Here is a 21523-nt window from a genome sequence, read left to right as displayed (position 1 = left end):
CTGGAGAACACCTGATGAGCACCAACAAAGAACTTATGCAACGTCGCAGCAACGCCGTTCCCCGTGGCGTAGGACAAATCCACCCTATTTTTGCCGAGCGTGCAGAAAACTGTCGAGTCTGGGACGTTGAAGGCCGTGAATTCCTCGATTTTGCTGGCGGTATTGCGGTGCTGAACACCGGCCACCTGCACCCGCAGATCGTCTCTGCGGTAGAAGCACAGTTGAAAAAGCTGTCCCATACCTGTTTCCAGGTGCTGGCCTATGAGCCGTACCTGGAGCTGTGCGAAATCATGAATAAGAAAGTGCCGGGCGATTTCGCCAAAAAAACCCTGCTGGTGACAACCGGCTCGGAAGCGGTGGAAAACGCGGTGAAAATCGCCCGCGCCGCCACCAAACGAACCGGCACTATCGCCTTCAGCGGCGCTTACCACGGTCGTACCCACTACACCCTGTCGCTGACCGGGAAAGTAAACCCGTACTCTGCAGGAATGGGGTTGATGCCGGGCCACGTGTACCGTGCGCTTTATCCTTGCCCGCTGCACGGCATCAGTGAAGACGATGCTATCGCCAGCATTCACCGTATCTTCAAAAATGATGCCGCTCCGGAAGACGTTGCCGCCATCGTGATTGAGCCCGTCCAGGGCGAAGGTGGTTTTTACGCCGCCTCTCCTGCTTTTATGCAACGTCTGCGCGCCATTTGTGACGAGCACGGCATCATGCTGATTGCCGATGAAGTACAGAGCGGCGCGGGCCGTACCGGTACGCTGTTCGCTATGGAGCAGATGGGCGTTGCGCCCGATCTCACCACCTTCGCCAAATCTATCGCCGGTGGCTTCCCGCTGGCGGGAGTGACCGGGCGCGCCGAAGTCATGGACGCAATCCCACCGGGCGGTCTGGGCGGTACCTATGCCGGTAACCCGATTGCCTGTGCCGCCGCACTGGCGGTACTGAATATTTTCGAACAGGAAAATCTGCTGCAAAAAGCCAACGACCTGGGGCAAACCCTGCGCGAAGGCCTGCTGGCTATCGCGGAAACCCACCGCGAGATTGGCGATGTACGCGGGCTGGGAGCGATGATCGCAATCGAACTGTTTGAAGACGGCGATCACACGAAACCAGACGCCAAACTGACCGCGGAAATCGTCGCGCGTGCGCGCGATAAAGGGCTGATCCTGCTCTCCTGCGGACCTTACTACAACGTACTGCGCATTCTTGTCCCACTGACCATTGAAGATGCCCAAATCCGCCAGGGGCTGGACATTATCGCTCAGTGTTTTGCCGAAGCGAAGCAGGGTTAACACCGCATTCGACCAATAAAAAACGCAATCCTCAGGCCGGATAAGGCGGAGCCGCCATCCGGCAGACAGGGTCAATAACAATAAATACGCGTGCCCCGGCGCGGAATGCCGGGGTGCTCTCCCAAGTGAAATACTTTCGAGAGGTTTAAAAGATGGGGCAAGTGTCACAATCACATGATTTAGGGGGCGGGCTGAAATCACGCCACGTCACCATGCTGTCTATTGCCGGGGTTATCGGCGCAAGTTTGTTTGTGGGTTCAAGCGTGGCGATTGCAGAAGCCGGTCCCGCAGTATTACTGGCCTATCTGTTCGCCGGATTGCTGGTGGTGATGATTATGCGCATGCTGGCCGAAATGGCCGTTGCCACCCCGGATACCGGTTCCTTTTCCACCTACGCCGATAAGGCCATCGGGCCGTGGGCGGGTTATACCATCGGCTGGCTGTACTGGTGGTTCTGGGTGTTGGTTATCCCACTGGAAGCGAATATCGCCGCCATCATTCTGCACTCCTGGGTTCCAGGCATTCCTATCTGGCTGTTTTCTCTGGTTATCACGTTGGCATTAACCGGCAGTAATTTGCTGAGCGTCAAAAATTACGGTGAGTTCGAGTTCTGGCTGGCGCTGTGCAAAGTGATTGCCATTCTGGCGTTTATCACTCTCGGTGCGGTGGCGATTAGCGGTTTCTACCCCTATGCCGAGGTCAGCGGAGTTTCGCGCCTGTGGGATCAGGGCGGCTTCATGCCCAACGGCTTTGGCGCGGTGATCAGCGCGATGCTAATCACCATGTTCTCCTTTATGGGCGCAGAGATTGTTACCATCGCCGCCGCCGAGTCCGATACCCCGGATAAGCACATCGTCCGCGCCACCAACTCGGTTATCTGGCGTATCTCCATCTTCTATCTGTGCTCTATTTTCGTGGTCGTCGCGCTGATTCCGTGGAACATGCCGGGACTGAAAGAGGTGGGCTCTTATCGCTCGGTGCTGGAGTTACTGCATATCCCACACGCGAAGCTGATCATGGACTGTGTCATATTGCTGTCGGTAACCAGTTGTCTGAACTCCGCGCTGTATACGTCCTCGCGTATGCTTTACTCCCTGAGCCGTCGTGGCGATGCTCCCGCCTTTATGGGTAAAACGAACCGGAGTAAAACGCCTTATGTGGCGGTGTTGCTGTCTACGGGTGCCGCGTTCCTCACCGTGGTGGTCAACTATTACGCCCCGGCCAAGGTGTTCAAATTCCTGATCGACAGCTCCGGCGCCATCGCCCTGCTGGTTTATCTGGTGATTGCAATTTCCCAACTGCGGATGCGCAAAATCCTGCTGGCGCGAGGCGGTGAAATTAAACTGAAAATGTGGCTCTATCCGTGGCTTACCTGGCTGGTAATCGCCTTTATTATCTTTGTGCTGGTGGTGATGCTCTTTCGCCCAGCTCAACAACTGGAAGTTATCTCTACCGGGTTGTTAGCCATAGGAATTATTTGCACCGTGCCTATTATGTCACGCTGGAAAAAACTGCTATCGTGGCAAAAAGCACCGTTGCAAAATACGCATTAAACCTTTTCCCGGCGCAGGCCGGGAAAACCGTTCAGGAGTAAGACCATGACCGCCATTCCCCAACCGACGGCCATTGATGGATACCGCTGGCTGAAAAACGACATCATCCGCGGTGTGTATCAGCCTGATGAAAAACTGCGTATGAGCCTGCTGACCTCACGCTATGAGCTTGGCGTGGGACCGTTACGCGAAGCGCTTTCGCAGTTGGTTGCCGAGCGGCTGGTCACGGTGGTCAATCAGAAAGGGTATCGTGTCGCCCCAATGTCCGAACAGGAGTTGCTCGATATTTTCGATGCCCGCGCAAATATGGAAGCCATGCTGGTCGCGCTGGCCATTGAACGCGGCGGCGACGCCTGGGAAGCTGAAATCCTGGCGCGGGCGCATATGCTCGGCAAGCTTGAAGCCGTTGACGCCAGTGAACAGATGCTCGACGAGTGGGATCAGCGCCATCAGGCTTTTCACTCGGCAATTGTCGCTGGCTGCGGTTCACAGTATCTGCTGCAAATGCGCGAACGGCTATTCGATTTGGCGGCGCGCTACCGGTTTATCTGGCTGCGAAAGACGGTGCTGTCGGTGGAGATGTTGGAAGATAAACACGATCAGCACCAAACGCTGACCGAAGCAATTCTGGCACGCGATGCTGCACGTGCCAGCGAATTAATGCGCCAGCACCTGCTGACGCCCATTCCGATTATTCAACAAGCGATGTCCGGCAAATTGCTGGCGCAATAAGCCTGAACTTTCTTATTGTTCTGGAATACGCAAAACCTGCCCTGGATAAATTTTATCCGGGCTTTTCAGCATCGGTTTATTCGCTTCAAATATCTGGTTATACAGGTTGGCGTTACCGTATACCTGTTTGGCAATAGCGCTCAGGGTATCTCCTGATTTTACGGTATAAAACTGGCTTTCACTCGCCGGCGCAGAAGTTTTTACCTGATCGTCGACGCTGGCAATACCAGAGATATTACCAATCGCAATCAAGATTTTTTCTTTCGCTTCCTGACTTAATCCATCGCCAGAAACGGTGGCTTTACCTTCGTTAATTTGGACGTTCACTTTATCCGCATCCGGGATGCCCGTTTTGTTCAGGTGTTCCTGTACCTTTTTTGCCAGATCGGCAGTGTCATGGTTGCCAGTAACCGCATCCCACAGTTTTTCACCCGCATCTTTTACAAAATTAAAGAGTCCCATATCCACCTCGGTAGTTAACAATCAACACCAGGAAGTGTAGCAGAGGAGAAAGGAGCGCAAAGAAAACGGCGCCAGAGCGCCGTAGTAGAAAAGTAATTAGTTACGCGTTTGTATCCAGAAGGCGTGGATCAGACCCGGGATGTAGCCCAGCAGCGTCAGAACAATATTGAGGATAAATGCCCAGCCGAACCCCTTCCCCAGCAGCACGCCAAGCGGGGGCAGAATAATAGTAAAAACGATTCTCCAGAAACCCATACACACTCCATACAAGCAAAAAGTTACTCATTGTTTAAAAAGAGATTTTATCTCTAAGCATAGTCAGTGTACCTAACTCTGCCAGCCTTCCCCTGCTGTTTTACCCTCCTTTACGCTCTTTACGCTGGCGTACGTTGACCGTTTATTTTAGAATAAGCTTAATTTAGAATATACTTAAATACATATGACTGAACTTGAACAACTCCAGGCCAGCGCTGAGCAGGCTGCCGCCCTGCTAAAAGCGATGAGTAACCCGAAAAGGTTGCTGATTTTGTGCATGCTCTGCGGCTCACCCGGTACCAGCGCGGGCGAATTAGCCCGTGTTACCGGCCTGAGTCCTTCCGCCACTTCGCAGCATCTGGCGCGTATGCGTGAAGAGGGCCTGATAGACAGCCAACGCGATGCCCAGCGCATCCTGTACTCCATCAAAAATGCGGCCGTGAATTCACTGATCGCCACATTAAAAACACTGTATTGCCCATAAGGAGCCATCATGACCATTGGGACGATTTCCCCGCGCGAGGCGCAGACGCTGGTCGCACAAGGCGCAAAACTGATTGATATCCGCGATGCTGACGAGTATCTGTACGAGCATATTCCGGAGGCGCATCTGGTACCATTATCTACGCTAGAGCAGGGATCGCTGCCTGCGAATTTACGCGCCGGGCAGGTGATTTTTCACTGCCAGTCAGGCAAACGTACACAAAACGCGGCGACAAAACTGAACGCTATTGCCGCGCCTGCGCAGGTCTGGTTGTTGGAAGGTGGCATTGACGGCTGGAAAGCCGCAGGTTTTCCGGTGGCAAAAGATCGTTCACAACCGTTACCACTGATGCGCCAGGTGCAGATAGCCGCCGGCAGCCTTGCCTTACTCGGCGTCATTCTGGGCTACACCGTTAGCAGCGCCTTCTTCCTGCTGAGCGGTTTTGTGGGCGCCGGGCTAATACTCGCTGGCGTGACCGGCTTTTGCGGCATGGCGCGATTGCTGGATATCATGCCCTGGAACCGACGTACTCATTAAGCGGTAATCATTGAAACTGCACTGTACCCGCTGATTGACGTGATCTATGGTGAGTTCTGCGATAAATAAAGGAGAGCAATATGTTTAAACCTGGCGATCTGGTTCAACCACGCATGGGTGGACCTAAACTGAAAGTTGTCGAAGTCAATGGCGATCACATTGTGGCGGTACACGCCAGTAATGAAAGCGGCGAAAAATTCACGCTGAAAGCAGCTGACGTGACGCGATATACCGAAGAGGGTGATTTTGGCGTTTGCTGAAAATAAGCGGTGAGGTCGCCCTCACCGCATTAATAATCAGATCAAAAAGTCATCAAGAGATTTACCGGCAGCCAGTGCCTGGGCAATTGGCTTCGGTGTGCGACCTTGTCCGGTCCATGTTTTTGTTTCACCATTGAGATCGGTAAAACGATATTTCGCCGGGCGCGGCTGACGTTTTTTAACTGAACCTGCCGTCGCAGGCGTCATGCTCAGTAGCTCTTCCGGATTGATCCCGTCTGCCTGCATCAGCGCCAGCAAAGTATTAATTTTTTCCTGCTGTTCTGCACGTTGGCGCTGTAGTTGTTCTTCTTCATCGCGGCGTTCTTTGGTCACTACCCTGAATTTTTCAAGCATATCTTCCAGCACATCAACGGAAAATTCACGAGCCATTGCACGCAGCGAGCGGATATTATTTAAGTTTTTTAACATTGAACTCATATTAACAAAACCTCTTTAACGTAAAACATAAAAACGGTATTACCCTAAATATTGTATGCAACTGCTTATTATATTTCCAGTCTAATTTATTCGCATATTACTAATCAAAAAAGCTAATTCGTGTATTTATAGCATCCATTTTGACATCGCCTATGCGATATATTCTATTCCTCTGCTAGTCGCTATAAATATACCTGCAAGGAGTCTCAGGGTATCAGTCGAGAAACAGGCCACAACATCGCGCGGAGCCGGTGCGTATACATATTGCACATTAGTCAACATTGAGAAAAGGAGCGCAAAAAATTCAGAAAAACAAATTCCCATAACCCATTGATCTAAAATGCCTTTAATTAAATCAGCAACGAAAATACCAAAACGAACAAAAAACAAACCATTACAGAGCATTTTATCGACAAAAAGGTAATAAATAAAAATTTTAAGCTAGTTGCTAGTTATTATCCAGGCAGATATCCTATTCAAACGCGAAAGCAGCAAGACAAATCACTAGCAAGAAGGTATTCAAAACCTTTTTTTCCCTTTTTACAAGGAGCATTAACATGTTCTCTCCGCAGTCACGCTTGCGTCATGCAGTAGCAGACACGTTCGCGATGGTTGTTTATTGTTCTGTCGTGAACATGTTGATCGAAATATTCCTTTCAGGAATGAGCTTCGAACAGTCTCTGTACTCCAGACTGGTGGCTATCCCCGTCAACATCCTGATCGCGTGGCCATACGGCATGTATCGCGATTTGTTTATGCGCGCGGCGCGTAAAGCCACGCAAGCAGGATGGGGGAAAAACCTGGCGGACGTGCTGGCTTATGTCACCTTCCAGTCACCAGTGTATGTGATTATTCTATTGACGGTTGGCGCAGACTGGCACCAGATTACGGCTGCAGTAAGTTCGAACATCGTGGTATCAATGCTGATGGGCGCGGTCTATGGCTACTTTCTTGATTATTGCCGCCGCCTGTTTAAGGTCAGCAGCTATCACCAGGCTAAAGCCTGACAGATCTCTTCGCGACTGGCCCTGCCAGTCGCATTATTAGTTTGAACTAACGTCGCCAAACAACCCACTCAGATAACGCTCAAGCGCAATTCGCGAACTGAAGCCGTGCGGAATACCATAATGTTCGTGAGTCTCTCCGGCTAAATATAGCGGGAATTGCTGGTAGTGATCGCAGGTTTTAATATCCGTCGCAGGTTCCGCCAGCGAAGAGCTGCGCTCTTTTAGCGTGGGATGGATAACTAATGCGGTACGTCCCATACGTGCTTCACGGTTAACGTACACATAATTTTCGCCACGACGATAGCCGTACGTTTTTTGCGTCACTACATCGACGGTAAAGCCCACTTTTTCAAGTACGCGCGCCACCTCATCAGGTCGTAAATACATATATTTTCCTCGTTATCTTTTTTACTGCGGGCTTACCTTACCTGATTCAGCATTAGCAACGCTTTCAGAAAAGTCCATAAACGAGTGGCGATGGTGGGACGAATATCTTAAGAACCGCGCAGATTTATGTCAGCGACATCCGCAGTTGATACGCCGCCTGCTGCGCCATTTCCACCGAACTGATGTTAGTAAACGACAGCAATATTCCCCCCTTTCCTGCTGAAGTTATTCGCCAGCGGCTTAACGCCTGAACCGCCAGCCCGGCCTGATTCGCTTTGCGCACTAGCGCAACATCATCTCCGTCGACAGTTATCACCAGCTGAATCCCTCCTTCCTGAGGAATGACGTTAAATCCTTGTTCGCTCAGCGCGTTTTCCATCCATTGACGTCGCAGGGCATAATTCTGGCGCATACGTTTTAAGTGCCGCCAGAAGTGGCCATCTTGCATAAAATCCGCCAGCGTTTGCTGCCATAAAACCGGAACGCTACAGGCCGTTAGCGCCGCCTGCTGACGAAAATGTTCGACCTGAGTCAGGGGTACCACCAGCCATGCCGTGCGCAAAGCCGGAAACATCGATTTGCTGAACGTTCCGGCATAAATCACCCGCTGGGGCGCATCCAGACTTTTTAGCGGCGGCAACGGTTTACCGTGGTAGCGAAATTCACTGTCGTAATCATCTTCAATGATCCACGCCTGCGCCCGAGTCGCCCATTCAAGCAGTTGGTGGCGACGGTCTAATGACAGGGCGACGCCCAGCGGACTTTGGTGTGCGGGTGTGAGCAGCACAAAACGCGCCTGCGGGTAGTCACGGATCCCAGCACAGACATCCAGGCCAACGGCATCAACTGCCACCGGCATCAGCTCAATGCGCTCCTGAGCCACCACGGGGTGAATCAACGGAAAGCCAGGATCTTCGACCCACATCCCCTCACCGGGTTGAGACAGAGCGCGCAGGATTAACGTCATTGATGCCGCGTAACCTGAAGTAATAAAAATCTGCTCCGGCTGGCACTCAATACTGCGTGAGACGCGCAGGTAATCGACAATCGCCTGACGTAAAACCCGTTCGCCGCAAACATCGCCCACGGCCAGGTCAAAACGCGTTTGGGTGCGTAAACGCCGCCCCATCACCCGCGCCCAGACGTCCCGCGGGAAGAGATCGAGTGCGGGTAATCCCATCTGAAAAGGCTGCGGCCTGGGGTTTTCTCCGGCGAAGATAGCGGGAGACACAGGTGCGTTTTCCGGTCGCAGTTGCTCACTGACAAATGTTCCTGCCTGCCCGCGCCGCGTGAGCCAGCCCTGCGCCACCAGATCTGCATAGGCATTTTCCACCGTCGAACGTGATACCCCCAGCTCCTGGGCCCAGGTCCGACTGGAGGGCAATCTTGTGCCTGGCTTTAGTTCACCTTTCTCAATGGCGTTTTTTAACTGACGGGCGATTTGCTGATAGCGTGGCATTTATGGTCTGCTTTTTTGGCAACAATATGGCTCTCTGTAGCAGTCCATTATAGTGCTACATTGCGGGTCATCCAAACGAGGAGAAATACCATGACAATGTTACGCCAGCCCTATTATGAACTCAGTCCTGAAATCTATAACGCTTTGGTTCAGGCCAGCAAAGCGCTGGAAAACTGCGCGCTGGAACCTACGCTGACGGAACTGATTTACCTGCGAGTCTCGCAAATCAACGGCTGCGCCTTTTGCCTGGAAATGCACAGTAAGGCGCTACGCAAATCCGGTGTTGCGCAGGCCAAACTGGACGCGCTGGCAGGCTGGCGGGTGAGTCATCACTTCAGCGAGCAGGAGCGTGCGGCGCTGGCGTGGGCCGAATCCGTCACCCATATAGCCAGCACCCATGCCGAAGATGACGTTTATTTGCCGCTGCTCGACCATTTTAGCGCGAAAGAGATTAGCGATCTGACGTTTGCTATTAGCCTGATGAACTGCTTTAACCGTCTGGCGGTAGGGATGCGCATGTGATTCTGCGCTGCCGGATGGCGACATAAACGCCATCCGGCAACCTGCCATAGTTCCTATCACTTCCTCCGTCAGGCTAATCACCCATGCCCTCATCAATCTAAAATTACCATATCTTGTATGGTTGAATCTTTTTAAAACTACATCTAGTATCTCCTCTATCAAGACACACACAACCTGACGCCCTCTATCGCGTCATTCTTTTACTTTTAGATGGAAATACGAATCATGCGCATTGTTATTTACACTCGTAACAACTGTGTTCAGTGCCACGCCACTAAGCGGGCGATGGAAAGCCGCGGGTTTGACTTTGAGATGGTAAACGTCGATTTACACCCCGATATGGCTGATCGCCTGCGCGATCAAGGCTTTCGTCAGTTACCGGTCGTGGTCGCAGGGGAAACCAGTTGGTCAGGATTTCGCCCGGACATGATCAACCGTCTGCGCCCGGCTCCTCAAGTGGCCAGCGCATGAGTCAGCTCGTCTACTTTTCCAGCAGCTCCGAAAATACGCACCGCTTCATGCAGCGTCTGGGGCTGCCTGCCATCCGCATTCCGCTTAACGAACGCGAGCGGATCCGGGTAGACGAACCTTACATTTTAATCGTGCCCTCCTACGGTGGCGGCGGTACAGCTGGCGCGGTCCCGAGACAGGTGATCCGCTTTTTAAACGATACGCACAACCGGGCGTTAATCCGTGGAGTGATCGCCTCCGGCAATCGCAATTTCGGGGACGCCTACGGTCGCGCGGGTGATGTCATCTCACAAAAATGCGGCGTGCCGTGGCTCTATCGCTTTGAGCTGATGGGCACCCAAAGCGATATCGACAACGTGCAAAAAGGAGTGAGCGAATTTTGGCAACGACAACCACAGAACGTGTAGAACAGCAGACGCTGGATTATCACGCCCTGAACGCCATGCTGAATCTGTACGATAAGGCCGGGCGCATTCAGTTCGACAAAGACCATCAGGCGGTGGAGGCATTCTTTACCGCCCACGTCCGCCCCAACTCGGTGGCGTTTGCCAGCCAGCAGGCGCGTCTGGACACGTTGGTGGATGAAGGCTATTACGATGCCAGCGTGTTAGCCCGCTACGATCGCGCGTTTGTGCTGAAGCTATTCGCCCACGCCCACGCCAGCGGATTTCGTTTCCAGACGTTCCTCGGCGCATGGAAGTTCTATACCAGCTATACGCTGAAAACGTTCGACGGGAAGCGCTATCTCGAAGACTTTGAGGATCGCGTAACGATGGTGGCGCTCACGCTGGCGCAGGGCGATGAAGCGCTCGCTCTGCAACTGACCGATGAAATGCTCTCCGGGCGTTTTCAACCCGCCACGCCAACCTTTTTAAACTGCGGTAAACAGCAACGCGGCGAGCTGGTTTCCTGCTTCCTGTTACGCATTGAAGACAACATGGAGTCAATTGGACGGGCGGTCAACTCGGCGCTGCAACTCTCCAAACGCGGCGGCGGCGTGGCATTTTTGCTCTCTAACCTGCGTGAGGCGGGTGCGCCCATTAAGCGCATTGAGAACCAGTCCTCTGGGGTGATCCCGGTAATGAAAATGCTGGAGGATGCGTTTTCTTATGCGAATCAATTAGGGGCGCGTCAGGGTGCGGGCGCGGTGTATCTGCACGCGCATCATCCGGATATTTTGCGTTTTCTCGATACCAAACGTGAAAACGCCGACGAGAAAATCCGTATCAAAACGCTCTCGCTTGGTGTGGTGATCCCGGATGTCACCTTCCAGTTAGCCAAAGAAAATGCCCAAATGGCGCTGTTTTCACAGTATGACGTGGAACGAATTTACGGCAAACCATTCGGTGATATCGCCGTAACTGAACGGTATGACGAACTGGTTGCCGACAAACGAGTGCGCAAAAAATACATTAACGCCCGCGATTTCTTCCAGCGGCTGGCCGAGATCCAGTTCGAGTCCGGCTACCCTTACATCATGTTTGAAGACACGGTGAATCGCGCCAATCCGATTGCCGGTCGTATCAATATGAGCAACCTGTGCTCGGAGATTTTGCAGGTTAACAGCGCTTCCACCTACGATGAAAACCTCAATTACGCACAAACAGGGCACGATATATCCTGCAACCTCGGCTCGTTGAATATCGCTCATACCATGGATTCGCCAGACTTTGGGCGCACTGTGGAAACGGCGGTTCGCGGTTTAACGGCCGTTTCGGACATGAGCCATATCCGCAGCGTACCCTCAATTGAGGCCGGGAACAGCGCATCGCACGCTATCGGTCTTGGGCAGATGAACCTGCACGGGTATCTGGCACGGGAAGGTATCGCCTACGGCTCACCTGAAGGGCTGGATTTCACCAATCTCTATTTCTACACCATCACCTGGCATGCGCTGAATACGTCGATGAAGCTCGCCCGGGAACGCGGCAAAACCTTTGCCGGATTCAGGCAGTCCCGCTACGCCAGCGGTGAGTATTTTAACCAGTATCTGCAGGGCGACTGGCAGCCAAAAACCGCCAAGGTTCGCACACTGTTTGCCACCAGCGGCATTACGCTGCCAACGCGCGAAATGTGGTCGCAGCTGCGTGAAGATGTCATGCGCTACGGCATTTATAACCAGAATTTACAAGCGGTTCCGCCAACGGGTTCTATCTCCTACATCAACCATGCGACATCAAGCATTCACCCGATCGTGTCAAAAGTGGAGATTCGCAAAGAGGGCAAAACCGGGCGCGTTTACTACCCTGCCCCGTTTATGACCAATGAGAATCTGGCCTTGTATCAGGATGCCTACGAGATTGGTCCACAAAAAATCATTGATACCTACGCTGAAGCAACGCGGCATGTCGATCAGGGGCTTTCACTGACGCTCTTTTTCCCCGATACCGCCACTACTCGCGATATCAACAAAGCGCAGATTTACGCCTGGCGTAAGGGCATCAAATCGCTGTACTACATCCGACTACGCCAGTTGGCGCTGGAAGGAACCGAAATCGAAGGTTGCGTGTCATGCGCGCTGTAAGGAGGACAACATGACATTATCGCGCGTAAGTGCCATCAACTGGAACAAGATTGAGGATGATAAAGATCTCGAGGTTTGGAATCGCCTGACCAGTAACTTCTGGCTACCGGAAAAGGTCCCGCTCTCCAACGATATCCCGGCCTGGCAAACGTTGAACGCCGCCGAACAGCAGCTAACTATCCGCGTTTTTACCGGGCTGACGCTGCTCGACACTATTCAGAACATAGCCGGTGCGCCAGCATTGATGGCCGATTCGTTAACGCCGCATGAAGAGGCGGTGCTATCGAATATCAGCTTTATGGAAGCGGTGCACGCCCGTTCGTACAGCTCAATTTTCTCCACTCTTTGCCAGACCAAAGACGTGGATGCGGCTTACGCGTGGAGTGAAGAAAATACCCCACTCCAGCGCAAGGCACAGATCATTTTGACACATTACGCCAGCGACGAACCGTTGAAGAAAAAAATTGCCAGCGTGTTTCTGGAATCCTTCCTGTTCTATTCCGGCTTCTGGTTGCCAATGTATTTCTCCAGCCGCGGAAAACTGACCAATACCGCCGATCTCATTCGTCTGATCATTCGTGATGAAGCCGTTCACGGGTATTACATTGGTTATAAATATCAAAAAGGTCTGGAGCACATTTCTGAATCCGCACGCGAGGAGTTAAAGAATTTTGCCCTCGACCTGCTGATGGAATTGTATGATAACGAAGCGCGTTATACGGAAGAATTGTATGCAGAAACCGGCTGGGTGGATGACGTCAAAGCCTTCCTTTGCTACAACGCCAATAAGGCATTAATGAATTTGGGGTATGAGGCATTATTCCCGCCAGAAATGGCGGAGGTTAACCCGGCAATCCTTGCTGCGCTGTCGCCCAACGCTGACGAAAACCACGATTTCTTCTCAGGTTCCGGCTCATCATACGTGATGGGAAAAGCTGTCGAAACCGAAGACGACGACTGGAATTTCTAGCACTCATTTCCGCGGGAAATACCGTACATTTTTCGCGGAAATATTTTAACAGGATCACACTTTTGTCGTGCAAATATAATTGTGTGATCTACACTCAATATCAGCCGCATTATTCGCCTGCATTTCAGCAATTCAGGCGACTTTTCATTGCCATTTACAAAAAATATTACCCCATTCACATTCGCGCTCAGCCCTTATATCACGGGAAGTCCCGCCACATGGCCTTCAGCAATATTCGTGCCACAAACAAATTCAGGGTTGTCTCAGATTCTCAGTATGTTAGGGTAGAAAAAGGTCACTATTTCCATCAAGTAATATATCGATATAAACAAATAACAGGAATCATTCTATTGCATGGCAATTAAATTAGAAGTTAAAAATCTCTATAAGATATTTGGAGAGCATCCGCAGAGAGCCTTCAAATATATTGAAAAAGGACTTTCAAAAGAGCAGATTCTGGATAAAACAGGGCTATCGCTTGGCGTTAAGAACGCCAGTCTGGCCATTGAAGAAGGCGAGATATTTGTCATCATGGGATTATCCGGTTCGGGTAAATCCACAATGGTACGCCTTCTCAATCGCCTGATTGAACCCACCCGCGGGCAAGTATTGATTGACGGCGTAGACATCGCCCGGATATCCGATGCAGAGCTTCGCGAGGTGCGCAGAAAAAAGATTGCGATGGTTTTCCAGTCCTTTGCCCTGATGCCGCACATGACGGTCCTGGACAATACGGCATTCGGCATGGAATTAGCCGGTGTTGGCGCGGATGAACGTCGTGAAAAAGCGTTAGATGCGCTGCGTCAGGTTGGTCTGGAGAATTATGCTCACGGATACCCGGATGAACTTTCCGGAGGGATGCGCCAGCGTGTGGGCCTCGCCCGTGCATTAGCCATAAACCCTGACATCTTATTAATGGATGAGGCCTTTTCTGCCCTCGATCCGTTAATTCGTACCGAGATGCAGGATGAACTGGTAAAACTACAGGCGAAACATCAACGTACCGTGGTCTTTATTTCCCACGATCTCGACGAAGCTATGCGTATTGGCGACAGAATTGCCATTATGCAAAACGGTGAAGTGGTCCAGGTCGGCACGCCAGATGAAATCCTGAATAATCCGGCCAATGATTATGTACGCACCTTCTTCCGCGGCGTTGATATTAGCCAGGTCTTTAGTGCCAAAGATATTTCACGTCGTAGCCCTGAAGGTTTAATTCGTAAAACGCCCGGGGTCGGTCCACGTTCAGCGCTGCAATTATTGCAGGACAAAGATCGCGAATATGGTTACGTGATCGAGCGCGGCAATAAATTCGTCGGCGTTGTCTCTATCGACTCTTTAAAAACAGCATTAAGTCAGGCGCAAGGTATTGAAGCGGCATTGATCGATGAGCCGTTAGCCGTGGATGCGCAAACTCCTCTCAGCGAGTTGCTTTCTCATGTCGGCCAGGCCCCGTGCGCGGTGCCGGTTGTTGATGAGGAACAGCAGTATGTGGGCATTATTTCAAAACGCATGCTGTTACAGGCTTTAGATCGTGAGGGGGCAAACAATGGCTGATCAAACCAATCCGTGGGATACCACACCAGCGGCCGACAGTGCCGCACAAACCGCCGATGCCTGGAGTACGCCATCAGGCGCGCCAGCTGACGGCGGTGGCGCAGACTGGCTGACCAGCGCACCCGCGCCGGCGCCAGAGCATTTCAATATTATGGATCCGTTCCATAAAACGCTGATCCCGCTGGATAGCTGGGTCACAGAAGGGATCGACTGGGTCGTTACCCATTTCCGTCCGGTCTTCCAGGGCATTCGAGTCCCGGTGGATTATATTCTCAACGGCTTCCAGCAGCTTCTGTTGGGTATGCCTGCCCCGGTGGCGATTATCCTGTTCGCTCTGATTGCCTGGCAGATTTCCGGCGTTGGAATGGGCGTTGCTACGCTGATTTCATTGATTGCAATCGGGGCCATCGGCGCGTGGTCGCAGGCCATGATCACCCTGGCGCTGGTACTAACCGCGCTGCTGTTCTGCGTGGTGATCGGTCTACCGATGGGGATCTGGTTGGCGCGCAGTCCACGGGCGGCAAAAATTGTTCGTCCGCTGCTGGACGCCATGCAAACCACACCGGCGTTCGTCTATCTGGTGCCGATCGTCATGCTGTTTGGTATTGGTAACGTCCCGGGCGTGGTGGTGACGATTATCTTCGCCCTGCCGCCAATCGTGCGTCTGACCATTCTGGGTATTAACCAGGTGCCAGCCGACTTGATTGAAGCCTCGCGCTCATTTGGCGCCAGCCCGCGTCAGATGCTGTTTAAAGTGCAGCTCCCGCTGGCGATGCCTACCATTATGGCCGGGGTCAACCAGACGCTGATGCTGGCGCTCTCAATGGTCGTCATCGCGTCGATGATCGCCGTCGGCGGACTGGGTCAGATGGTTCTGCGCGGAATCGGTCGTCTGGATATGGGGCTTGCCACCGTCGGCGGGGTTGGGATCGTGATCCTCGCCATCATTCTCGACCGCCTGACGCAGGCTGTCGGTCGCGACGCCCGTAGCCGTGGCAACAGTCGCTGGTATACCACCGGTCCCGTTGGGCTTATCACTCGCCCATTCACGAAGTAATTCACCCGTTGCCCGGTGGCGCATTGCTTACCGGGCCTATACGTCCCTCCAATAATTAAGGAACAACGATGCGACAGAACGTCATTATTGCCACAGCGTTTGCCACCCTTGTCTCCACCAGCACTTTCGCTGCAGATCTGCCAGGCAAAGGCATCACTGTACAGCCAATCCAGAGCACTATCTCTGAAGAATCCTTCCAGACGCAACTGGTCGCCCGTGCGCTGGAGAAACTGGGTTATACCGTTAACAAAACAAGCGAAGTTGACTACAACGTCGGCTATACCTCCATTGCCTCTGGCGATGCAACTTTTACCGCTGTGAACTGGCAGCCGCTGCATGATGATATGTATGCCGCAGCGGGCGGAGACAAAAAGTTCTATCGCGAGGGGGTATTCGTTACGGGTGCCGCACAAGGTTATCTGATCGATAAAAAAACCGCTGAGCAGTATAAAATCACCAACATTGCCCAGTTAAAAGATCCGAAGATCGCCAAAATCTTTGACACCAACGGCGACGGAAAAGCAGACATGATGGGCTGCTCGCCGGGCTGGGGCTGCGAAGCGGTGATCAACCACCAGAACAAAGCCTTCGATCTGGAAAAAACCGTCGAGGTCAGCCACGGTAACTATGCGGCGATGATGGCTGACACTATTACCCGCTTTAAAGAAGGCAAACCCATTCTTTACTACACCTGGACACCGTACTGGGTGAGCGACGTAATGAAACCGGGTAAAGATGTGGTCTGGCTGCAGGTACCGTTCTCTTCCCTGCCAGGCGAGCAGAAAGACATTGATACCAAGCTGCCAAACGGCGCCAACTACGGCTTCCCTGTGAACACTATGCATATCGTCGCCAACAAAGCCTGGGCGGAGAAAAACCCGGCTGCGGCGAAACTGTTTGCCGTCATGAAGCTGCCGCTGGCGGATATCAACGCGCAGAACGCGATGATGCACGACGGGAAGGCATCTGAAGCCGACGTGCAGGGTCACGTTGACGGCTGGATCAAAGCCCACCAGCAACAGTTTGATGGCTGGGTGAAAGAAGCGCTGGCTGCGCAGAAATAACCCCCTCGTAGGTCTGATAAGCCTAGCGCCATCACACCAATGCCGGATGGTGGCGCGATGCGCCTTATCCGGCCTACACGCCCTCCTCCCAACCGCACAATCCATCACCCAACAAATCAGCAACATTTAATCACTTACGTTATGATTGTTTTCTGCAACCCATTTTTCAGTTGAAAACCATGACGAAAACCACTCAGGGACTTAGCCCTTCGCTGATCCTGTTAATGTCTATCGCCACCGGCCTCGCCGTCGCCAGTAACTATTACGCGCAGCCGCTGCTCGACACTATCGCACGTAACTTTTCGCTATCGGCCAGCACCGCTGGCTTTATCGTCACCGCGGCCCAGCTCGGCTATGCCGCCGGCCTGCTGTTTTTAGTACCACTTGGCGATATGTTTGAACGTCGGATGCTGATCGTCTCCATGACGCTGTTAGCGGCAGGCGGCATGCTTATTACCGCCAGTAGCCAGTCGCTGGGCATGCTGATCCTCGGCACCGCCCTGACCGGGTTGTTCTCGGTAGTGGCACAGATTCTGGTTCCGCTGGCGGCGACGCTTGCCACGCCGGATAAGCGCGGTAAAGTTGTCGGCACCATTATGAGCGGCCTGCTGCTGGGTATCCTGCTGGCGCGCACCGTGGCGGGATTACTGGCCAATCTTGGCGGCTGGCGCACCGTATTTTGGGTCGCATCGATATTAATGGCACTGATGGCGATTGCGCTGTGGCGCGGTCTGCCGAAGATGAAATCAGATACTCATCTCAACTATCCGCAACTGTTAAGCTCCGTATTCAGCCTGTTTATCCATGATAAATTGCTGCGTACCCGCGCGATGTTGGGCTGCCTGACCTTTGCCAATTTCAGTATTCTCTGGACCTCTATGGCGTTTTTGCTCGCCGCGCCGCCGTTTAACTACTCCGAAGGAACGATCGGGCTGTTTGGCCTGGCAGGGGCCGCAGGGGCGTTAGGCGCGCGTCCGGCAGGTGGTTTTGCCGATAAGGGAAAATCACATCTCACCACGACCACAGGTCTGTTATTACTGCTGCTCTCCTGGTGGGCTATCTGGTTAGGGCATAGTTCCGTGCCAATGCTGATTATCGGTATCCTGGTCCTGGACCTCACCGTTCAGGGTGTGCATATCACCAACCAGACGGTTATCTATCGCATTCATCCGGACGCGCGTAATCGCCTGACCGCCGGATACATGACCAGCTATTTTATTGGCGGGGCTGCTGGTTCGCTGATTTCGGCCTCCGCCTGGCAGCATGCCGGTTGGGCTGGCGTTTGTCTGGCCGGTACGACCGTTGCCCTACTCAACCTGTTGGTCTGGTGGCGAGGATATCACCGTCAGGAAGCCGTAAATTAAGCATATAGCGTATGTTTACCGCTGATTGGGCTCCGCAGGGTGTTAAGGAGCCCATCAGTCTGCTAAGGTTATAACTCATTGAACCAAGTTATATTAATTTCGGTAATGAAACCTATAACCCTATGGAAAGCCCGATATCCCAGTCTGAACCCAGTTCTGCGACGCTAACTGAAGGATTCAAAGACAGCCTGCCAATAGTCATCAGCTATATTCCGGTCGCTTTTGCATTTGGTCTCAATGCCACTCGCCTTGGCTTTACTCCGGTTGAAAGCGTGTTTTTCTCCTGCATTATCTATGCGGGAGCCAGCCAGTTTGTCATCACCACAATGCTCGCCGCAGGCAGTTCTTTGTGGGTCGCCGCACTGACCGTCATGGCCATGGATGTACGCCATGTTTTGTACGGACCTTCCCTGCGTAGCCGAATCGCCCAGCGACTGAGCAAACCCAAAAGCGCGCTGTGGGCCTTTGGCCTCACCGATGAAGTCTTTGCCGCCGCCACGGCGAAGCTGGTACGGGATAACCGGCGCTGGAGTGAAAACTGGATGATCGGCATTGCGCTATGCTCCTGGGCCTCCTGGGTGTTTGGCACGGTGATCGGCGCGTTTTCCGGTAGTGGTTTACTCAAGGATTACCCGGCAGTTGAAGCCGCGTTGGGCTTCATGCTCCCGGCGCTGTTCATGAGCTTCCTGCTCGCCTCTTTCCAGCGTCAACAAGCACTCTGCGTGACTGCAGCACTGGCCGGCGCGCTGGCTGGCGTCATGCTGTTTTCCATTCCTGCCGCCATCCTTGCAGGCATTGTCTGCGGATGTCTGACGGCTCTTATCCAGTCATTTTGGCAGGGAGGTCCCGATGAGCTATGAGGTCCTGCTGCTTGGCCTGTTGGTCGGCTGCGTTAACTACTGTTTTCGTTATTTGCCGCTCCGTCTTGGAGTGGGGAATGTTCGCCCGACGAAGCGCGGCGCGACGGGCATATTACTCGACACCATTGGCATTGCATCAATTTGCGCCCTGTTGGTGGTGTCTACCGCGCCAGAAGTGATGCACGATTCTCGTCGGTTCGTGCCTACGCTGGTGGGGTTTGTCATACTGGGCGCAAGCTTCTATAAGACCCGCAGCATCATCATTCCAACCTTACTGAGTGCTCTGGGCTATGGATTAGCCTGGAAAATGCTGATTGTCTTATAGATAAAAACAATCATTTTAAATAAATAATACATTTACTTTATTTGTCACTGTCGTTACTATATCGGCTGAAATTAATGAGGTTATACCCAAATGGATAGTTCGTTTACGCCCATTGAACAAATGCTAAAATTTCGCGCCAGCCGCTACGAAGAGTTCCCTTATCAGGAAGTGCTTCTGACTCGTCTATGCATGCACATGCAGGGCAAGCTGCTGGAAAACCGCAATAAGATGCTGAAAGCTCAAGGGATTAACGAGACATTGTTTATGGCGTTGATTACGCTGGAGTCTCAGGAAAACCACAGTATTCAGCCTTCTGAACTGAGTTGCGCGCTTGGCTCGTCACGCACTAACGCAACCCGCATTGCGGATGAGTTAGAAAAACGTGGCTGGATCGAACGTCGCGAAAGCGATAACGATCGCCGCTGTCTGCATCTGCAATTGACCGAGAAAGGCCACGCATTTTTGCAAGAGGTGTTACCGCCTCAGCATAACTGCCTGCATCAGCTTTGGTCATCTCTCAGCACCACCGAAAAAGATCAGCTTGAGCAAATTACCCGTAAACTTCTGACCCGTCTTGACCAGATGGAACAGGATGGCGCGGTATTAGAAGCGTTGCGCTAACGCGCCGACTCGCTCAGAAATCCAGATTTATAAATGAAAAAACCGACAGGCCAGCACGCATACTGCTGGCCTGTCTGATAAACAGGTCGGCTCAGCCGATGTGAAAAAAAAGAAGATCGTGGAGAACAACATGAGCGTAAATGCGGAGACTCAAACCCCGCAGCAACCGGTCAAGAAGAATGGCAAACGTAAAAGTATGCTGCTCCTTCTGACCTTGCTCTTTATTATTATTGCCGTGGCATATGGGATTTATTGGTTTTTAGTACTGCGTCATGTCGAAGAGACAGACGATGCGTACGTGGCAGGGAACCAGGTTCAAATCATGGCGCAGGTATCAGGCAGCGTGACGAAAGTCTGGGCTGATAACACTGACTTTGTAAAACAAGGCGATGTGCTGGTCACCCTCGACCAGACGGACGCAAAGCAGGCATTTGAAAAAGCCAAAACTGCGCTGGCTTCCAGCGTGCGTCAGACGCACCAGTTGATGATCAACAGCAAGCAGTTACAGGCAAGCATTGAAGTGCAGAGAACCGCGCTGGCGCAGGCACAAAGCGACTTTAATCGCCGTGTCCCGCTGGGCAACGCCAACCTGATTGGCCGCGAAGAGCTGCAACATGCGCGTGATGCCGTCGCCAGCGCTCAGGCTCAGCTTGATGTCGCTATCCAACAATATAATGCCAACCAGGCGATGATTCTCGGCAGTAAGCTGGAAGACCAGCCCGCCGTGCAACAGGCGGCCACTGAAGTGCGCAATGCCTGGCTGGCGCTGGAACGAACCAGAATCGTCAGCCCAATGACTGGCTATGTTTCCCGTCGTTCCGTGCAGCCGGGAGCGCAAATTAGCCCGACCACGCCGCTGATGGCGGTCGTTCCAGCCACTAACCTGTGGGTGGATGCCAACTTCAAAGAAACACAGCTCGCGCACATGCGTATCGGTCAACCGGCGACCGTGATCAGCGATATTTACGGCGATGACGTGAAATATACCGGTAAGGTTGTCGGCCTGGATATGGGTACGGGCAGCGCCTTTTCCCTGCTGCCAGCACAAAACGCGACGGGTAACTGGATCAAAGTCGTCCAGCGTCTGCCGGTGCGTATTGAACTGGATGCACAGCAGCTGGCGCAGCATCCGCTGCGTATCGGTTTATCTACGCTGGTTACGGTAGATACCTCAAATCGTGACGGACAAATTCTGGCAAGCCAGGTTCGCACCACGCCGGTATCAGAAAGTAATGCACGGGAAATCAACCTTGCTCCGGTCAATAAGATGATCGAAGAGATCGTGCAGGCCAACGCGGGCTAATTCAAAGGTGCGT

Annotated in this window: 25 protein-coding genes; 20 read left to right on the top strand and 5 right to left on the bottom strand. The window is 52.7% G+C overall.

All coding sequences use genetic code 11. The features are described from left to right. Positions 1-14 precede the first annotated feature (14 nt). The 3 genes from gabT (at position 15) to csiR (ending at position 3583) form a co-directional block, all read left to right on the top strand. Positions 15-1298 (top strand): 4-aminobutyrate--2-oxoglutarate transaminase, encoded by a 1284-nt coding sequence (gene gabT, locus HV037_RS06265; protein ID WP_046274853.1) that lies wholly within the window; start codon positions 15-17, stop codon positions 1296-1298. A 152-nt stretch (positions 1299-1450) separates the two neighbouring features. Next, positions 1451-2851 carry a GABA permease gene (gene gabP, locus HV037_RS06260; RefSeq protein WP_016154136.1) on the top strand — a complete coding sequence of 467 codons (1401 nt, stop codon included), beginning with the start codon at positions 1451-1453 and terminating at the stop codon, positions 2849-2851. Positions 2852-2896: 45 nt separating this feature from the next. Continuing rightward, positions 2897-3583 carry a DNA-binding transcriptional regulator CsiR gene (csiR, locus tag HV037_RS06255; RefSeq protein WP_016157292.1) on the top strand — a complete coding sequence of 229 codons (687 nt, stop codon included), beginning with the start codon at positions 2897-2899 and terminating at the stop codon, positions 3581-3583. A 12-nt stretch (positions 3584-3595) separates the two neighbouring features. On the opposite strand, the gene lysM is transcribed toward csiR, so the two are convergent. Then, a complete protein-coding gene (gene lysM / locus HV037_RS06250; RefSeq protein WP_016154138.1) occupies positions 3596-4045 on the bottom strand; it encodes a peptidoglycan-binding protein LysM in 450 nt (149 codons plus the stop codon). Between the two features lie 96 nt (positions 4046-4141). Further along, the gene (locus HV037_RS06245) at positions 4142-4300 is read right to left on the bottom strand and encodes a YqaE/Pmp3 family membrane protein (RefSeq protein WP_003037242.1); all 159 of its coding nucleotides are present in this window, start codon (positions 4298-4300) and stop codon (positions 4142-4144) included. A gap of 184 nt (positions 4301-4484) precedes the next feature. Here HV037_RS06245 and HV037_RS06240 point away from each other — a divergent pair, with 184 nt between their 5' ends. From HV037_RS06240 to HV037_RS06230, 3 genes are all read left to right on the top strand, one after another. Further along, on the top strand, positions 4485-4784 hold the full coding sequence (locus HV037_RS06240; protein ID WP_016154139.1) for a metalloregulator ArsR/SmtB family transcription factor: 300 nt from the start codon (positions 4485-4487) through the stop codon (positions 4782-4784). Between the two features lie 9 nt (positions 4785-4793). Then, positions 4794-5321 (top strand): rhodanese family protein, encoded by a 528-nt coding sequence (locus HV037_RS06235; protein WP_016157293.1) that lies wholly within the window; start codon positions 4794-4796, stop codon positions 5319-5321. An 80-nt stretch (positions 5322-5401) separates the two neighbouring features. Beyond that, entirely contained in the window at positions 5402-5581 is a 180-nt protein-coding gene (locus HV037_RS06230; RefSeq protein WP_016154141.1) for a hypothetical protein, read from the top strand. 36 nt (positions 5582-5617) lie between these two features. Here the strand turns inward: HV037_RS06230 and stpA are convergent, their stop codons facing one another. Further along, positions 5618-6019 carry a DNA-binding protein StpA gene (gene stpA / locus HV037_RS06225; protein ID WP_016154142.1) on the bottom strand — a complete coding sequence of 134 codons (402 nt, stop codon included), beginning with the start codon at positions 6017-6019 and terminating at the stop codon, positions 5618-5620. A gap of 557 nt (positions 6020-6576) precedes the next feature. Here stpA and alaE point away from each other — a divergent pair. After that, the gene (gene alaE / locus HV037_RS06220) at positions 6577-7026 is read left to right on the top strand and encodes an L-alanine exporter AlaE (RefSeq protein WP_016154144.1); all 450 of its coding nucleotides are present in this window, start codon (positions 6577-6579) and stop codon (positions 7024-7026) included. 36 nt (positions 7027-7062) lie between these two features. Here the strand turns inward: alaE and HV037_RS06215 are convergent, their stop codons facing one another. Then, positions 7063-7413, bottom strand: coding sequence for a DUF2002 family protein (locus tag HV037_RS06215; RefSeq protein WP_016154145.1), 351 nt, complete (start codon positions 7411-7413; stop codon positions 7063-7065). A 124-nt stretch (positions 7414-7537) separates the two neighbouring features. Beyond that, complete coding sequence (locus HV037_RS06210; RefSeq protein ID WP_103284137.1) at positions 7538-8872, bottom strand: PLP-dependent aminotransferase family protein; 1335 nt, start codon at positions 8870-8872, stop codon at positions 7538-7540. 90 nt (positions 8873-8962) lie between these two features. On the opposite strand from HV037_RS06210, the gene HV037_RS06205 reads away from it, so the two are divergent. From HV037_RS06205 to emrA, 13 genes are all read left to right on the top strand, one after another. After that, positions 8963-9394: a carboxymuconolactone decarboxylase family protein gene (locus tag HV037_RS06205; protein ID WP_016154147.1), complete on the top strand. Its 432-nt coding sequence runs from the start codon at positions 8963-8965 to the stop codon at positions 9392-9394. Between the two features lie 225 nt (positions 9395-9619). Next, entirely contained in the window at positions 9620-9865 is a 246-nt protein-coding gene (nrdH, locus tag HV037_RS06200) for a glutaredoxin-like protein NrdH (RefSeq protein ID WP_016157297.1), read from the top strand. Beyond that, positions 9862-10272: a class Ib ribonucleoside-diphosphate reductase assembly flavoprotein NrdI gene (nrdI, locus tag HV037_RS06195; RefSeq protein ID WP_016157298.1), complete on the top strand. Its 411-nt coding sequence runs from the start codon at positions 9862-9864 to the stop codon at positions 10270-10272. The genes nrdH and nrdI overlap by 4 nt, the downstream gene beginning before the upstream one ends. Then, on the top strand, positions 10245-12389 hold the full coding sequence (nrdE, locus tag HV037_RS06190; protein ID WP_103284138.1) for a class 1b ribonucleoside-diphosphate reductase subunit alpha: 2145 nt from the start codon (positions 10245-10247) through the stop codon (positions 12387-12389). Before nrdI ends, nrdE begins: the two co-directional genes overlap by 28 nt. 10 nt (positions 12390-12399) lie before the next feature. Next, positions 12400-13359, top strand: a complete 960-nt coding sequence (nrdF, locus tag HV037_RS06185) for a class 1b ribonucleoside-diphosphate reductase subunit beta (protein WP_016157300.1) — start codon at positions 12400-12402, stop codon at positions 13357-13359. Positions 13360-13713: 354 nt separating this feature from the next. Then, on the top strand, positions 13714-14916 hold the full coding sequence (gene proV / locus HV037_RS06180; protein ID WP_016157301.1) for a glycine betaine/L-proline ABC transporter ATP-binding protein ProV: 1203 nt from the start codon (positions 13714-13716) through the stop codon (positions 14914-14916). Next, positions 14909-15973 carry a glycine betaine/L-proline ABC transporter permease ProW gene (gene proW / locus HV037_RS06175; protein ID WP_103284139.1) on the top strand — a complete coding sequence of 355 codons (1065 nt, stop codon included), beginning with the start codon at positions 14909-14911 and terminating at the stop codon, positions 15971-15973. Before proV ends, proW begins: the two co-directional genes overlap by 8 nt. Positions 15974-16041: 68 nt before the next feature. Further along, positions 16042-17037 carry a glycine betaine/L-proline ABC transporter substrate-binding protein ProX gene (proX, locus tag HV037_RS06170; protein WP_016154154.1) on the top strand — a complete coding sequence of 332 codons (996 nt, stop codon included), beginning with the start codon at positions 16042-16044 and terminating at the stop codon, positions 17035-17037. A 179-nt stretch (positions 17038-17216) separates the two neighbouring features. Then, positions 17217-18401, top strand: coding sequence for an MFS transporter (locus HV037_RS06165; RefSeq protein WP_046274847.1), 1185 nt, complete (start codon positions 17217-17219; stop codon positions 18399-18401). Between the two features lie 122 nt (positions 18402-18523). Next, positions 18524-19261 carry an AzlC family ABC transporter permease gene (locus HV037_RS06160; protein ID WP_019077531.1) on the top strand — a complete coding sequence of 246 codons (738 nt, stop codon included), beginning with the start codon at positions 18524-18526 and terminating at the stop codon, positions 19259-19261. Further along, positions 19251-19586, top strand: a complete 336-nt coding sequence (ygaH, locus tag HV037_RS06155) for an L-valine transporter subunit YgaH (RefSeq protein ID WP_016154157.1) — start codon at positions 19251-19253, stop codon at positions 19584-19586. Before HV037_RS06160 ends, ygaH begins: the two co-directional genes overlap by 11 nt. A gap of 90 nt (positions 19587-19676) precedes the next feature. Further along, positions 19677-20207 carry a multidrug efflux transporter EmrAB transcriptional repressor EmrR gene (gene emrR / locus HV037_RS06150; protein WP_003037300.1) on the top strand — a complete coding sequence of 177 codons (531 nt, stop codon included), beginning with the start codon at positions 19677-19679 and terminating at the stop codon, positions 20205-20207. A 130-nt stretch (positions 20208-20337) separates the two neighbouring features. After that, positions 20338-21510: a multidrug efflux MFS transporter periplasmic adaptor subunit EmrA gene (gene emrA, locus HV037_RS06145; protein ID WP_016154158.1), complete on the top strand. Its 1173-nt coding sequence runs from the start codon at positions 20338-20340 to the stop codon at positions 21508-21510. The last annotated feature ends 13 nt before the right edge of the window (positions 21511-21523 follow it).

This window comes from Citrobacter sp. RHBSTW-00017, from assembly GCF_013797615.1.
Lineage (GTDB): Bacteria > Pseudomonadota > Gammaproteobacteria > Enterobacterales > Enterobacteriaceae > Citrobacter > Citrobacter braakii.
This window is presented reverse-complemented; position numbering and strand designations above follow the sequence as displayed.

Coding starts and splice junctions, on each gene's coding strand:
- ygaH (WP_016154157.1), top strand. CDS start 19,251: ATGAGCTATGAGGTCCTGCTGCTTGGCCTGTTGGTCGGCTGCGTTAAC.
- HV037_RS06215 (WP_016154145.1), bottom strand. CDS start 7,413: ATGTATTTACGACCTGATGAGGTGGCGCGCGTACTTGAAAAAGTGGGC.
- lysM (WP_016154138.1), bottom strand. CDS start 4,045: ATGGGACTCTTTAATTTTGTAAAAGATGCGGGTGAAAAACTGTGGGAT.
- alaE (WP_016154144.1), top strand. CDS start 6,577: ATGTTCTCTCCGCAGTCACGCTTGCGTCATGCAGTAGCAGACACGTTC.
- nrdI (WP_016157298.1), top strand. CDS start 9,862: ATGAGTCAGCTCGTCTACTTTTCCAGCAGCTCCGAAAATACGCACCGC.
- proW (WP_103284139.1), top strand. CDS start 14,909: ATGGCTGATCAAACCAATCCGTGGGATACCACACCAGCGGCCGACAGT.
- csiR (WP_016157292.1), top strand. CDS start 2,897: ATGACCGCCATTCCCCAACCGACGGCCATTGATGGATACCGCTGGCTG.
- emrR (WP_003037300.1), top strand. CDS start 19,677: ATGGATAGTTCGTTTACGCCCATTGAACAAATGCTAAAATTTCGCGCC.
- HV037_RS06230 (WP_016154141.1), top strand. CDS start 5,402: ATGTTTAAACCTGGCGATCTGGTTCAACCACGCATGGGTGGACCTAAA.
- HV037_RS06160 (WP_019077531.1), top strand. CDS start 18,524: ATGGAAAGCCCGATATCCCAGTCTGAACCCAGTTCTGCGACGCTAACT.
- gabT (WP_046274853.1), top strand. CDS start 15: ATGAGCACCAACAAAGAACTTATGCAACGTCGCAGCAACGCCGTTCCC.
- HV037_RS06235 (WP_016157293.1), top strand. CDS start 4,794: ATGACCATTGGGACGATTTCCCCGCGCGAGGCGCAGACGCTGGTCGCA.
- proX (WP_016154154.1), top strand. CDS start 16,042: ATGCGACAGAACGTCATTATTGCCACAGCGTTTGCCACCCTTGTCTCC.
- emrA (WP_016154158.1), top strand. CDS start 20,338: ATGAGCGTAAATGCGGAGACTCAAACCCCGCAGCAACCGGTCAAGAAG.
- HV037_RS06205 (WP_016154147.1), top strand. CDS start 8,963: ATGACAATGTTACGCCAGCCCTATTATGAACTCAGTCCTGAAATCTAT.
- stpA (WP_016154142.1), bottom strand. CDS start 6,019: ATGAGTTCAATGTTAAAAAACTTAAATAATATCCGCTCGCTGCGTGCA.
- nrdH (WP_016157297.1), top strand. CDS start 9,620: ATGCGCATTGTTATTTACACTCGTAACAACTGTGTTCAGTGCCACGCC.
- nrdF (WP_016157300.1), top strand. CDS start 12,400: ATGACATTATCGCGCGTAAGTGCCATCAACTGGAACAAGATTGAGGAT.
- HV037_RS06210 (WP_103284137.1), bottom strand. CDS start 8,872: ATGCCACGCTATCAGCAAATCGCCCGTCAGTTAAAAAACGCCATTGAG.
- HV037_RS06240 (WP_016154139.1), top strand. CDS start 4,485: ATGACTGAACTTGAACAACTCCAGGCCAGCGCTGAGCAGGCTGCCGCC.
- HV037_RS06165 (WP_046274847.1), top strand. CDS start 17,217: ATGACGAAAACCACTCAGGGACTTAGCCCTTCGCTGATCCTGTTAATG.
- gabP (WP_016154136.1), top strand. CDS start 1,451: ATGGGGCAAGTGTCACAATCACATGATTTAGGGGGCGGGCTGAAATCA.
- proV (WP_016157301.1), top strand. CDS start 13,714: ATGGCAATTAAATTAGAAGTTAAAAATCTCTATAAGATATTTGGAGAG.
- HV037_RS06245 (WP_003037242.1), bottom strand. CDS start 4,300: ATGGGTTTCTGGAGAATCGTTTTTACTATTATTCTGCCCCCGCTTGGC.